Origin of the sequence: Staphylococcus cornubiensis (assembly GCF_900183575.1) — a bacterium.
Classification (GTDB): Bacteria; Bacillota; Bacilli; order Staphylococcales; family Staphylococcaceae; genus Staphylococcus; species Staphylococcus cornubiensis.
In genome coordinates this window covers 279,069-291,985 of sequence record NZ_FXUZ01000003.1, presented here as the reverse complement: position 1 = coordinate 291,985, position 12,917 = coordinate 279,069, and the positions used below count along the sequence as shown (strand labels likewise).

General features: G+C 38.6%; 14 protein-coding genes. All 14 read left to right on the top strand.

All coding sequences use genetic code 11. The features are described 5' to 3' along the window. The first annotated feature begins 19 nt into the window (after positions 1–19). The 14 genes from CCE82_RS06000 to CCE82_RS05935 all read left to right on the top strand — a co-directional run bounded on the left by CCE82_RS06000 (position 20) and on the right by CCE82_RS05935 (position 12,899). Positions 20–832, top strand: a complete 813-nt coding sequence (locus CCE82_RS06000) for a SagB family peptide dehydrogenase (protein WP_086428501.1) — start codon at positions 20–22, stop codon at positions 830–832. Beyond that, positions 832–1,791: a hypothetical protein gene (locus CCE82_RS05995; protein ID WP_240507169.1), complete on the top strand. Its 960-nt coding sequence runs from the start codon at positions 832–834 to the stop codon at positions 1,789–1,791. The genes CCE82_RS06000 and CCE82_RS05995 overlap by 1 nt, the downstream gene beginning before the upstream one ends. Before the next feature lie 14 nt (positions 1,792–1,805). Next, complete coding sequence (locus tag CCE82_RS05990) at positions 1,806–2,510, top strand: ABC transporter ATP-binding protein (RefSeq protein ID WP_086428499.1); 705 nt, start codon at positions 1,806–1,808, stop codon at positions 2,508–2,510. Beyond that, positions 2,497–3,243, top strand: coding sequence for an ABC transporter permease (locus CCE82_RS05985; RefSeq protein ID WP_086428498.1), 747 nt, complete (start codon positions 2,497–2,499; stop codon positions 3,241–3,243). Before CCE82_RS05990 ends, CCE82_RS05985 begins: the two co-directional genes overlap by 14 nt. A 392-nt stretch (positions 3,244–3,635) precedes the next feature. Then, positions 3,636–5,006, top strand: a complete 1,371-nt coding sequence (radA, locus tag CCE82_RS05980) for a DNA repair protein RadA (RefSeq protein WP_086428497.1) — start codon at positions 3,636–3,638, stop codon at positions 5,004–5,006. Between the two features lie 18 nt (positions 5,007–5,024). After that, complete coding sequence (locus tag CCE82_RS05975; RefSeq protein WP_086428496.1) at positions 5,025–6,086, top strand: PIN/TRAM domain-containing protein; 1,062 nt, start codon at positions 5,025–5,027, stop codon at positions 6,084–6,086. Next, complete coding sequence (ispD, locus tag CCE82_RS05970; protein ID WP_086428495.1) at positions 6,087–6,785, top strand: 2-C-methyl-D-erythritol 4-phosphate cytidylyltransferase; 699 nt, start codon at positions 6,087–6,089, stop codon at positions 6,783–6,785. Beyond that, positions 6,778–7,260: a 2-C-methyl-D-erythritol 2,4-cyclodiphosphate synthase gene (gene ispF, locus CCE82_RS05965; protein WP_086428494.1), complete on the top strand. Its 483-nt coding sequence runs from the start codon at positions 6,778–6,780 to the stop codon at positions 7,258–7,260. The genes ispD and ispF overlap by 8 nt, the downstream gene beginning before the upstream one ends. 72 nt (positions 7,261–7,332) lie before the next feature. Further along, complete coding sequence (gene gltX / locus CCE82_RS05960; protein WP_086428493.1) at positions 7,333–8,787, top strand: glutamate--tRNA ligase; 1,455 nt, start codon at positions 7,333–7,335, stop codon at positions 8,785–8,787. A gap of 385 nt (positions 8,788–9,172) precedes the next feature. Beyond that, entirely contained in the window at positions 9,173–9,838 is a 666-nt protein-coding gene (cysE, locus tag CCE82_RS05955; RefSeq protein WP_206184377.1) for a serine O-acetyltransferase, read from the top strand. Continuing rightward, entirely contained in the window at positions 9,822–11,222 is a 1,401-nt protein-coding gene (gene cysS / locus CCE82_RS05950) for a cysteine--tRNA ligase (protein ID WP_086428491.1), read from the top strand. The genes cysE and cysS overlap by 17 nt, the downstream gene beginning before the upstream one ends. Then, complete coding sequence (locus tag CCE82_RS05945; RefSeq protein WP_086428490.1) at positions 11,215–11,616, top strand: Mini-ribonuclease 3; 402 nt, start codon at positions 11,215–11,217, stop codon at positions 11,614–11,616. Before cysS ends, CCE82_RS05945 begins: the two co-directional genes overlap by 8 nt. Positions 11,617–11,621: 5 nt before the next feature. Further along, positions 11,622–12,371: a 23S rRNA (guanosine(2251)-2'-O)-methyltransferase RlmB gene (gene rlmB, locus CCE82_RS05940; RefSeq protein ID WP_086428489.1), complete on the top strand. Its 750-nt coding sequence runs from the start codon at positions 11,622–11,624 to the stop codon at positions 12,369–12,371. Between the two features lie 3 nt (positions 12,372–12,374). Next, complete coding sequence (locus CCE82_RS05935; RefSeq protein WP_086428523.1) at positions 12,375–12,899, top strand: NYN domain-containing protein; 525 nt, start codon at positions 12,375–12,377, stop codon at positions 12,897–12,899. Positions 12,900–12,917 lie beyond the last annotated feature (18 nt).

The following is a 12,917-nucleotide window of genomic DNA, read 5'->3' as shown; positions in this document are numbered from 1 at the left end:
AATTCATAAGGAGTATGCCATGGAAAATTTTAAATCTACTATGATTAGTAATGACTATGCGAATCGATTAAGTTCAAAATGTGTTCTGAGTCAAACGTACCATCAAAACACAAAGCATAGTCAACGATATTTGATGAGAAATATGTATCAATCTAGAGTTTTATTGAATAGTCCGAATTTTCTCAAATCGACTCAAAAGCCAGAACGTTATTTTCCAACACAACAACGGTTCAAATTGAATACGCACTCATCTTGTTTGTTAACTGAGTACTTAGATAAGAGACGCTCGCAAGTTCAAAGTCCCGATAAAGATGCGTTTATCGATTTGAATGTCGTTTCAGATTTGTTTTGGGCGGCTTATGGAAAAAACAGTCAAAATAAGAGAGTTGTACCGTCAGCGGGCGCTTTATACCCATTAGAGATTTATGGCATTGTATTTAACGATTACGAAAATTTTAAAAAAGGACTGTATCATTACAATCCTTCGACGCATGCTCTCAGTTTGTTAGATAATGGCGCACATGTTTTTGATATTTCCAAGTACATTTTACGATATCAAAATATGGAGCATCCTTCGATCATATTTTTTATTACAGCCGTTTTTTCAAGGGCTACTTTTAAGTATGACGACAGGGCATACAGATATATTTTGCTAGAAGCAGGCGCTGTGGCTCAAAATATTGCGCTAATGGCAACGCGTTACAATTTAGTGAGCACCTCTATAGGGGGTACGGACGATTTTAAAGTAGAAGAAATGTTAAAAATTGATGGAAATCATGAAAGTATCGTGGACTGTGTATTTATTACAAAAGATAGAGAGGCGGTTTTATAATGGAAAAAATGATGTATTTTAAAAGAGAAACAGCATTAAAGGAAATCGCGTTGTTTCTTAGACCAGATGAACAAATGAACAGTGAATTTGCGCATGTTCTTGAACATATTTTAACGACAAGATTAAAAAATGACGGCTTTCATATTATAGGTGCACATGCGACAGAAGATTACATCAAAATCACTTTGGAACATGACTTTGATATCGATAGTTTTAAACCAAGTCAGTATTTATATGCATTGAATCAACAGGAATTGAATAGAGCGTTGAGTGAAATTAAACAAGAGCGCTCTCTTGAAAATAAGGAAATCAAAACGATTATGAGCAAGATGAGAGGTGCACAACAGGATACAACAGCAGACGAAGATTTGGCGTATTACAACGCATTGCTTCAAAATACACTGGATACGTTCACTTTCATTCTCATTAATAATGACCTACAAAGTGATCTGATGCATGATGGTTTTTGCAACAATGAAATGCGCGAAAGTCTCACACAACAGATAATTGCGAAAAGTGGGACACTATCTCACAATAAAGTGGACTTTTTCTATAAATATTTGAACATACCAGTGTGTTCAATTGAGAAAGCATCAACCATTTTTTATATTCAAAAGTTAATTGATTTCATGAATAAGAAAATGATGAACTTAAGAAGTGAAGGCATATATTATAGTATTGCCTTTCCTATTTACAGTAGAGACAAAATTGAACTATTCATACTGATTTCTTATACACAAGATGTGAAGCGAGACTTTAATTTAGAAATTAAAAAAATGTTAGATGCATATGATATTCATCATTTGATTGATATTAATGATGGGGAAAAGGCGTCTATGTATAAAGAAAATCTATCAGTGATTTATCTTTCTCCTAAATTTTTAATGAATTCCATTCCACAAGTCACTGAAGAATCTATTGGGATCACACAACAAATCATTGAAAAGATGATCCAATAAGGAGTTCGAGTACGATGCAAAATATTTTTGAGATGAACCATGTGAGTCGCCATTTTGGAAAAAACAAAGTATTAGATGATGTTGATTTTTCGGTAAAAAAAGGCGAAATTGTAGGTCTTTTAGGATTGAACGGCCAAGGTAAATCCACACTTATTAAAATTTTGCTCGGGTTACTAAAGCAAAGTTCAGGGACAGTGATAAGAAATATCGAGTTCAAACAACGATGCGGTGTCGTGTTACAAGAAGTTGCCATGCCTGAAAAAATGAAAGTGAGAGAATGGTTAGAACTATTGAAAAATTACTCTAAGCATCAACAAGACCCGGATGACGTATTAAAAGAAGTCGATTTAGTTAATGTCAAAAACCAATATTGCGCACGGTTATCAGGAGGACAAAAGAGACGATTACAATATGCTGCAGCTTTAATGAATTGTCCTGAATTTTTAGTGCTTGATGAACCCACGATAGGGATGGATGTCGCTTCAAAAGAGTTGTTTTGGGAGCATATTCGTTCGGAAGTTGAAGAAGAAAAAATGAGCGTGTTATTGATTAGTCATGATTTAGAAGAGATAGCGGCGTTCGCTACAAGAATTGTGATTCTCCATGAAAGTAAAATAGTGTTGAATGAAGAGGCAGCAAATTTATTCAATGCTTCAGACCATAAGGGTGACAAATTGAAGAAAATTTTTAAGGAGAAAGTGTTATATGAAAAAGGCTAGACCATTTCTATACTTAACGCGATTAAACACGCAAAGAATATTTAGAGACTTCAAGTATGTCTTATTGATCATCGCATTACCGATGTTTTTCTATATCATCTACTCTGAGATTTTCCCGCAAAATGCAGCTGTCAATGGTATCAGTTGGAAGGAATATTCGCTCATTTCGCTTATCTGTTTTGGGATAATGGGGAATGCGATTAATCTATTAGGGACAAAGGTTGCGAATGAGAAAAGTGATTATTGGTATGCCTATCTGAAGGTGTCTGTCATCAATCCGAATGCTTATATGATGAGTTACTTATTTTCATATTTTCTCATATCTTTCATCTTTTCTGTCGCAATGATTTTGTTAGGTTATTTTTATAATGACATTCATATCGCTTTCTATAAACTTGCAGAAATCGTGATATTATTGAATGTTTTCAGTTTTGCATTTTTATTTTTAGCTTTAATCATTGGCCAACTCGGTTCAGCCGCGCAGCCGATAGGGACCATTGTGTATTTACTTTTGTCTTTTTTAGGTGGACTATGGTTTCCTATCGATGCTATGCCGAAACATATGCAAGCTTTTGCTGAAATATTACCTTCATATCGATACGGGCATATTGGATGGAGCATTTTAAGTGAGGGGCGTATTCATATTGAGGACGTTTTGTATTTGATAGGTTATGCGATACTTTTCTTCATCATCTTTTTAGTGCTATCGAAGGTGAATGGTAAAAATAAATAAACTATTTTATTCAATGGCACAGGTCATGCGATTGACTGCAATGTACCTATGCTGTATTTAAAATAGGAACAAAAAATGGACGGTTACAAATGTTGTATAGCCTTTGCTATGTCAATTGTAATCGTCTTTTGTATTTGACTTTAGTGAGTCAAGTGTGTGCGTTGTAGTTTATTTTACTGATGATAGGGCTGGTTATTTGAGCTTTCTTTTTCCTGTTTTGAGTTGTATAGGCTACAATTTTTGATATTTGTTGTATTATCATTATGAATTGAGTTGTGAAATTCGGTGAGCGTGTTCATTTTAAGCGCTTAAATGATAAAGGACAACATTTGTCATAAATCTTTAACAAGTATAAAATAAGATATGTTATAGGAAGAGACGGAGGTGTCAGAGTGGCAAAAACGAAAACAATTTTTGAATGTACGGCCTGTGGTTACCAATCACCTAAATGGATGGGAAAATGTCCGAACTGTGGTGCTTGGAATTCAATGGAGGAATCTTTTGAACAAAAAACTGCGAGTCCTAAACACGGGGTGAGGGCGCAAAAAAGTGGTACGGCTAAAATACAAAAGCTCAATGAAATTAAACAAGAACTTGCGCCCCGTATCCAAACGAATAGTGGTGAACTGAACCGTGTACTCGGTGGCGGTATTGTAGAAGGGTCACTCGTACTGATTGGTGGAGATCCAGGAATAGGGAAGTCTACACTGTTACTGCAAATGTGTGCAGCGCTATCTAAAGAGAAAAATGTACTATACGTGACTGGGGAAGAATCACTCAATCAAACTAAAATTAGAGCAGACCGTTTGGATGAAGATGCGAGTCAACTGAACGTGTTTGCGGAAACGGATTTAATGGTCATTCATGAAGCGGTGAAAAAGGTAAAACCTGATTTAATCGTAGTGGACTCTATTCAAACGATTTATCATCCTGAAATTAGCTCGGCGCCTGGCTCTGTGTCTCAAGTTCGTGAAAGTACGCAAAGTTTGATGCATATCGCGAAACAAATGAACATTGCGACGTTTATTGTTGGCCATGTGACGAAAGAAGGACAAATCGCTGGTCCACGTTTACTTGAACATATGGTCGATACGGTGTTGTATTTCGAAGGCGATGAGCATCATGCGTATCGTATTTTAAGAGCGGTCAAAAACCGTTTTGGTTCCACGAATGAAATGGGCATTTTCGAAATGAAGCAGTCAGGATTGAAAAGTGTGCTCAACCCGTCAGAAATGTTTTTAGAAGAACGTACAACGAATGTGGCAGGCTCGACGATTGTCGCAACAATGGAAGGCACACGTCCGTTGCTGATTGAAGTACAAGCGCTTGTCACACCGACGACATTTAACAATCCGAGACGTATGGCAACTGGTATTGATCACAATCGTCTCAGTCTGTTAATGGCGGTACTAGAGAAAAAAGAAGGTTATTTATTACAGCAACAAGATGCATACATTAAAGTAGCAGGGGGTGTCAAACTCTCTGAACCTGCTGTCGATTTAGGGATTGTCATTGCGACGGCTTCTAGTTTTAAAGACCAGGCTGTAGACGGTCTCGATTGTTATATTGGCGAGGTCGGTTTGACTGGAGAGGTCCGCCGTGTTTCTAGAATTGAGCAACGTGTCCAAGAAGCGGCAAAACTTGGGTTTAAACGTGCGATTATTCCTAAAAATAATATTGGTGGATGGCAATTTCCGGAAGGGATCGAAGTGATTGGCGTTACTTCTGTGAATGAAGCATTGAAATATGCACTCAAAAATTAGAAAGGAGGGATGATAAAGGTGAATTTTATTAAATTATTAGTTATCGTGTCTTATATTATTATTGGTAGTGTGTTAGGGATTATATTAATTCCTGCCGTGATGGTTGATTTTAACGTCAGTCATCCCCCGATGCTAGATAATAGTTACGTGACATCAGTATTAGGCATTGTGATTATGTTTTTAATATTTGGTTGGTTTATTCCTCGTATTGCCTATGCGATGAAAGACTTAGAGCAATTTATTTTAGGTTATAGTGCTATTGAAATTATCTTCGCGACAATTGGCTTATTTATGGGCTTACTGATATCTGTCATGATTTCCTTTATTCTTGAATTTATCGGGACTGACTTTATTAACCGTATCGTCCCTATCCTACTCACATTAAGTTTAAGTTATCTCGGTTTTCAATTTGGACTCAAAAAGCGTGATGAAATGCTGTTGTTTTTACCGGAAAATATGGCGCGTTCGATGGCGATTAATGCCCGAAATGCTGTGCCGAAAATTATCGATACGAGTGCGATTATTGATGGACGCATTTTAAAAATTATGGAAGCGGGCTTTATTGATGGTGAAATTCTCATTCCTCAAGGTGTGATTAATGAATTGCAAGTGGTGGCGGATGCGAATGACAGTATTAAGCGTGATAAAGGGCGACGTGGTTTAGAAATTTTAAATGCAATTCATCTGTCGCAACATCCGACGCGTATTATTCATCCTCAACGCAATCACCAAGACATTGATGACCTGATTGTGAGACTCGCGCAACATTATCGTGCGCATGTCATTACGACGGATTATAATTTGAATAAAGTGTGTAGTATTCAAGGGATAAAAGTGTTAAACGTCAATGATTTATCTGATGCGATTCGCCCTGAAGTCCATCAAGGGGATCGTTTTGATTTGATGATTACAAAAGTTGGTAAAGAACCTGGTCAAGGTGTAGGTTATTTTGATGATGGCACAATGGTGGTCGTGGATGATGCGAAACAATATGTGAACCAAACGATTACACTTGAAGTCATCAGTATGTTACAAACTGCATCAGGACGCATTATTTTTGCAAAGAAGGTGGGAGCATAAATGTCGAAGTATCACGTCATTATCCCAGCTGCGGGTACAGGCAGTCGTATGGGGCGTACGTACAATAAATTGCTCATTGAAGTTGCTGGGCGCAGCGTGTTAGAACATACGCTGGCTGTTTTTCAATCTGATACCCAATGTGAAGGGATTCATTTGGCCATTCACGAAAGAGATCGCGCACAACTTCAAACGTTAACAGCACCTTTCTCTAAAGTGAAACAGTTGGTGCTGGGTGGCGATACACGTCAAGAAAGTATTCATCAAGTGTTGCGCAATATCCATCTTTCAAACGATACGATTGTGCTCGTGCACGATGGGGCGCGCCCATTTGTAACACACGACACGATTCATGAGGTGACGGCGGCTATTCAAACACATGGTGCGGCGATTGTCGGTGTGAAAGCGAAGGATACGATTAAACGTGTTTCGGATCAATTTGTCACAGAAACATTGGATCGGTCAACATTATGGCAAGTGCAAACGCCTCAAGGTGCAACATTTGAATTACTCACTTCAGCATACACACATGCAGAGACGCAAAAGATGATGGGTACAGATGATGCCTCATTAATCGAAGCATACGGTCAACGCATTTATATGGTTGAAGGTGATTATGATAATATTAAATTAACGACTGAAGAAGATTTAACGTATGCAGAAGCAATATTAGAAAAAAGGAGTCGACATCATCATGTTTAGAGTTGGTTTAGGATATGACGTGCATGCATTTGATCAAACACGCCCTTTAATTATTGGCGGTATTGAGGTACCACATACGCATGGCTTGAAAGGTCATAGCGATGCCGATGTATTACTTCATGCGATTACTGATGCGATGTTAGGGGCATGCGCATTAGGTGATATTGGTAAGCTATTTCCAGATACGGACCCACAATTTAAAGGTGCAGATTCGAAAAAGTTATTGACAGAGGCATATGCCCAAGTTCAACAAGAAGGCTATGTCATCAACAACATCGATGCGACGATTATTGCAGAGAAACCGAAATTCCGTCCTTACATTGATCAAATGCGCGAAGTCATTGCGGGGCTCTTTGCTATCGATGTGAAGCGTGTGAATGTGAAAGCGACAACGAGCGAAAAGTTAGGTTTTACAGGGCGTCAAGAAGGGATTGCCGCTCAAGCAATTGTGTCATTAACTGCGACAACATCATAAAAATGTAACATGCATAAATGTGTATGACATGCTATAATATAACAATTGAACAATGAAACAGGAGTGAACGAAATGAGTAACCGAGTGAGAGTAAGATATGCGCCAAGTCCAACTGGCTATTTGCATATTGGTAACGCACGTACGGCATTATTTAACTATTTATTCGCGAAACATTACGATGGCGATTTTGTCATCCGTATTGAAGATACAGATTCTAAACGTAACTTAGCGGACGGTGAATCATCACAGTTCGATAATTTGAAATGGTTAGGTCTTGATTGGGACGAATCTGTAGATAAAGATAAAGGTTATGGTCCTTATCGCCAATCAGAACGCGGTGAAATTTATCAACCATTAGTGGACCAATTATTAGCAGAAGATAAAGCGTACAAATGTTACATGACAGAAGAAGAATTAGAGGCAGAACGTCAAGAGCAAATCGCGCGTGGTGAAATGCCACGTTATGGTGGAAAACATGCGCATCTGACTGAAGAAGAACGTCAGCAGTTTGAAGCTGAAGGACGTAAGCCAGCCATTCGCTTCCGTGTTCCTCAAAATAAAACATACACGTTCGATGATATGGTGAAAGGTCCTGTCACATTCGAATCGGATAACTTCGGTGACTGGGTTATCGTGAAAAAAGACGGCGTACCTACGTATAACTTTGCAGTAGCAGTCGATGATCATTACATGGAAATCTCTGACGTTATCCGTGGTGACGACCACATTTCTAACACACCTAAACAATTAATGATTTACGAAACATTTGGCTGGGAACCTCCACGTTTTGCACATATGACTTTAATCGTTAATGAACAACGTAAAAAATTAAGTAAACGTGATGGCCAAATTTTACAATTTATCGAGCAATATCGTGATTTAGGTTACTTACCAGAAGCATTATTCAACTTTATTGCGTTGTTAGGTTGGTCTCCAGAAGGTGAAGAAGAGATTTTCTCTAAAGACGAGTTCATCAACATCTTCACTGAAAAACGTTTATCAAAATCACCAGCATTTTTCGATAAACAAAAATTAGAGTGGATTAACAACCAATATATGAAAGAAAAAGATGCTGAGACAGTGTTTGAAATGACATTGCCACATATGATTAAAGCGGGCTTATTACCTGAATCGCCATCAGAAGCGGAGTTGGATTGGGGCCGTAAATTGGTTGCACTGTATCAAGAACAAATGAGCTACGCGGGTGAGATTGTACCGTTATCAGAGTTGTTCTTCCGCGATGAAAAAGAATTGGATGAAGCGTCACAAGAAGTATTAAATGGTGAACAAGTACCAGAATTAATGCAAACATTGTACGGTAAGCTGGAAACTTTAGAAAACTTTGAAGCTGCTGAAATTAAAAAAGTGATTAAAGAAGTCCAAAAAGAAACAGGCATCAAAGGGAAACAATTATTTATGCCAATCCGTGTAGCAGTTACAGGTCAAATGCATGGACCTGAGTTACCAAACACAATGGAAGTATTAGGCAAAGATAAAGTCCTTCGCCGTATTCAAAGTTTATTATAAAAAAGCGTGTGTTCATTTTTCGCACTTGATATCATTCAGAAAATCGACTACTATTAAAGTGGATTTGAATAGAATAAAGGACAAGTAGACAAATGGCGTGTCAAACAGAGAGTGTACGGTTGGTGGGAGTACACCGCAAAATTTGTTGAATGCACCTTTAGGATGAGAATTGAATAAACAATTGAGTGAGTATATGCATCAAAAGCTTCGGCCTTGAACATATACTAATTGAGAGTGGAACCGTGCACATATCGCACCTCTGACATATTTCATGTTGGAGGTGCTTTTTCAGTTTTGTTAAATAAGACGATGGCGCATTTTAGAGGCATCGTTATAGTAGAAGATGGGCTCGTTTTTCGGTTTGGTAATAAAGATAAAAATTGTAATGCTGTTTGAAGGAGGGGTTATTGTGTTCCGACGTATGATGGATGATGTCAAAATGGTATTTGAACAAGATCCGGCAGCACGCTCAACGATAGAAGTCATTACAACTTATGCCGGTTTACATGCGGTTTGGAGTCATTTGATTGCACACCGTTTATATCAAAAGAAACGCTATGTACTTGCAAGAGTGATTTCTCAAGTTTCTCGATTTTTTACAGGGATTGAAATTCATCCAGGTGCTAAAATTGGGCGCCGCTTGTTTATTGACCATGGTATGGGTGTGGTCATCGGTGAAACTTGTACGATTGGCGACAATGTGACTATCTATCAAGGTGTAACATTAGGGGGGACTGGCAAAGAAAAAGGAAAGCGCCATCCTGATATTGGTGATAATGTCCTCATCGCAGCAGGTTCCAAAGTGTTAGGTAACATTAAGGTGCATTCCAATGTGAATATTGGTGCGAACACTGTCGTATTGAGAGATGTTCCGAGCTACTCTACCGTTGTAGGTATTCCAGGGCGTATCGTGAAACAAGACGGTAGACGTATCGGTAAGACATTTGATCATCTCGACTTACCTGACCCAATCTATGAGCAACTCAAACAACTTGAACGACAACTTGAACAAACTAAAAATGGAGAGATTAAAGATGATTACATTATATAATACATTAACACGTCAAAAAGAAGCATTTCAGCCTATTGAACCCGGAAAAGTGAAAATGTATGTGTGTGGTCCAACGGTGTATAACTACATTCATATCGGGAACGCACGTCCAGCAATTAACTATGACGTGGTCCGCCGTTACTTCGAATATAAAGGCTATGAAGTGAATTACGTTTCAAACTTTACAGATGTTGACGATAAATTAATTAAGCGTTCGCAAGAGTTGGGCGAAACAGTGCCAGAGATTGCTGAGCGTTACATTCAAGCCTTTTATGAAGATACAGCAGCGCTCAATGTTAAAAAAGCAACATCGAATCCACGCGTGATGGATCATATGGACGACATTATTAAATTCATTAAAAAGTTAGTAGATGAAGGTTATGCATATGAAAGTGGTGGCGATGTTTATTTCAGAACGCGCAAATTTGAAGATTATGGTAAGTTGAGTCACCAATCTATTGATGATTTAAAGGTGGGTGCCCGTATTGAACAAGGTGAAAATAAGGAAGATGCGTTAGACTTCACACTTTGGAAAAAGGCGAAACCAGGTGAAATCAGTTGGGACAGTCCATTTGGTGAAGGGCGTCCAGGGTGGCATATCGAATGTTCAGTCATGGCGTTTGAAAAGTTAGGCCCTACGATTGATATTCACGCAGGCGGAAGCGACTTACAATTCCCGCACCACGAAAACGAGATTGCGCAGTCAGAAGCACATAACCATGAGACATTTGCAAATTATTGGATGCACAACGGTTTTATCAATATTGATAATGAAAAAATGAGTAAGTCTTTAGGAAACTTTATTTTAGTGCACGACATTATTAAAGAGGTTGATCCAGATGTGTTACGCTTTTTCATGATTAGCGTCCATTATAGAAGCCCAATCAACTATAATTTAGAGCTTGTAGAAGCGGCGAAAAGTGGTTTAGAACGTATTCGTAACAGTTATCAAGCGTTGATAGAACGTGAAGCTGTGGCGACAGACTTAACCGACGACGACGCGATGTTAACACAAATTGACGCGATTTTGACGCAGTTTGAAACGGTCATGGACGATGACTTTAACACAGCAAATGCGATTACAGCTTGGTATGATTTAGTGAAGCTTGCGAATAAATATTTATTAGAAGATAATACATCAACACAAGTCATCCAACGTTTTAAAGAAGTGTTCGCAATCTTTAGCGACGTATTAGGTGTGCCATTAACTTCGAACAAAGAGGAAGGATTACTCGACGAAGAAATTGAACAACTGATTGAAGCGCGTAACGAAGCACGTAAAGCGAAAGATTATGCACGTGCAGACGAAATTCGTGATCAATTAAAAGCACAAAACATCATTTTAGAAGATACGCCACAAGGTGTGAGATACAAACGTGGATAAGCCGACAAATGCAAAGCTACTCAACCCACTGTCACTTGCCTATGTTGGGGATGCGGTGCTTGATCAATACGTCCGCACTTATATTATTTTGAAGCTGCAAAGTAAACCGAATCGTCTTCATCACGAAGCAAAACGGTTTGTTTCAGCTAAAAGCCAAGCAATCACGCTAGAAAATTTGATAGCAGAAGATTGGTTTAATGAAGCAGAACTTGCGATTGTAAAACGTGGACGAAATGCGAAAAGTTATACAAAAGCGAAAAACACAGATGTCCAAACGTATCGTAAAAGTTCAGGTTTAGAAGCGGTGATTGGTTTTTTATATTTAGATCAACAAGAAGAACGATTGGAAGCATTATTAAAAGTGATTGTTGAAAATGTTGAAGAAAGGCGTTGAAATCCATGGACTCGGAAATTATTGTGGGCCGTCATGCAGTGAGAGAAGCAGTCGTATCAGGACATACAATTAATAAAATCTTAATTCAAGAAGGGATTAAGAAACAGCAAATTGAAGATATTTTAAAAGTTGCGAAATCATCAAAACTCGTCGTCCAAACGGTCCCAAAATCAAAATTAGACCAACTTGCCAATGCACCCCATCAAGGTGTTGCGGCATATGTTGCACCATATGAATATGCGGATTTGAATCAATTTTTAGCCGAGCAAGCACAAAAAGAAGGCTTGTCAACGGTACTGATTTTAGACGGGTTGGAAGATCCGCACAACTTAGGTTCAATATTAAGAACAGCTGATGCGACAGGTGTGGATGGGATTATTATTCCTAAGCGTCGTTCGGTCAGTTTGACGCAAACGGTAGCCAAAGCATCGACGGGTGCCATTCAGCATGTCCCTGTCATTCGTGTGACGAATTTGTCGCAAACGATGGATGTGTTAAAAGATAAAGGTTATTGGATTGCGGGTGCAGAAGCGAGTAACGCAACGGATTATCGCCAAATGCAAGCTGACATGCCACTAGCTATTGTGATCGGCAGTGAGGGCCAAGGGATGAGTCGTCGTGTTAAAGAAAAATGCGATTTCTACATTAAAATCCCAATGGTCGGACATGTAAATAGTTTAAATGCATCAGTCGCAGCAAGTTTGATGATGTATGAAGTATTTCGTAAACGTCAACCTATTGGCGGTGACAAGTAAATGATGAAGGACTATTACGTAATCATAGATGGATATAACATGATTGGTCAGTCCCAAGCATTGAGTCGCGTCGCTAAAGAAAGTTTAGAAGAAGCGAGAGAACAATTACTCATCGAAATTTCGAACTATAGTGCAGTCACGAAAGGTAAAATCGTCTGTGTGTTTGATGCTTATGATCGAGGAACGCCGCAGTCTGAGTATGTGTATCATGGTGTACATGTCGTATTTACTAAAGAGCACGAAACAGCAGATAGTTTTATCGAGCGCTACGTCTATAACATTTATAATAAGCATACGACACATATTACGGTCGTCACGAGTGATATGAGTGAGCAACATGCGATTTTTGGTACAGGAGCTTACCGTTTATCCTCAAGAGAGATGTGGCGTCATTTAAAAGAAAATAAAGACAGCGTGACAAAATCTATGGACGAATTTGGTGAAACGAAGCCACGTACACGGATTCAGTTGTCAGAAGAGTTACTTTCTGAATTTGAAAAAATAAGACGTGGTGAGTCTCAAGAATAATCTTTTTGCAAGTTGTGG

Excerpts from the sequence above, each read along its gene's own strand:
- CCE82_RS05935 (WP_086428523.1), top strand. The coding sequence starts at position 12,375 with ATGAAGGACTATTACGTAATCATAGATGGATATAACATGATTGGTCAG.
- CCE82_RS06000 (WP_086428501.1), top strand. The coding sequence starts at position 20 with ATGGAAAATTTTAAATCTACTATGATTAGTAATGACTATGCGAATCGA.
- CCE82_RS05990 (WP_086428499.1), top strand. The coding sequence starts at position 1,806 with ATGCAAAATATTTTTGAGATGAACCATGTGAGTCGCCATTTTGGAAAA.
- ispD (WP_086428495.1), top strand. The coding sequence starts at position 6,087 with ATGTCGAAGTATCACGTCATTATCCCAGCTGCGGGTACAGGCAGTCGT.
- gltX (WP_086428493.1), top strand. The coding sequence starts at position 7,333 with ATGAGTAACCGAGTGAGAGTAAGATATGCGCCAAGTCCAACTGGCTAT.
- cysS (WP_086428491.1), top strand. The coding sequence starts at position 9,822 with ATGATTACATTATATAATACATTAACACGTCAAAAAGAAGCATTTCAG.
- CCE82_RS05985 (WP_086428498.1), top strand. The coding sequence starts at position 2,497 with ATGAAAAAGGCTAGACCATTTCTATACTTAACGCGATTAAACACGCAA.
- CCE82_RS05995 (WP_240507169.1), top strand. The coding sequence starts at position 832 with ATGGAAAAAATGATGTATTTTAAAAGAGAAACAGCATTAAAGGAAATC.
- cysE (WP_206184377.1), top strand. The coding sequence starts at position 9,173 with ATGCTGTTTGAAGGAGGGGTTATTGTGTTCCGACGTATGATGGATGAT.
- ispF (WP_086428494.1), top strand. The coding sequence starts at position 6,778 with ATGTTTAGAGTTGGTTTAGGATATGACGTGCATGCATTTGATCAAACA.
- rlmB (WP_086428489.1), top strand. The coding sequence starts at position 11,622 with ATGGACTCGGAAATTATTGTGGGCCGTCATGCAGTGAGAGAAGCAGTC.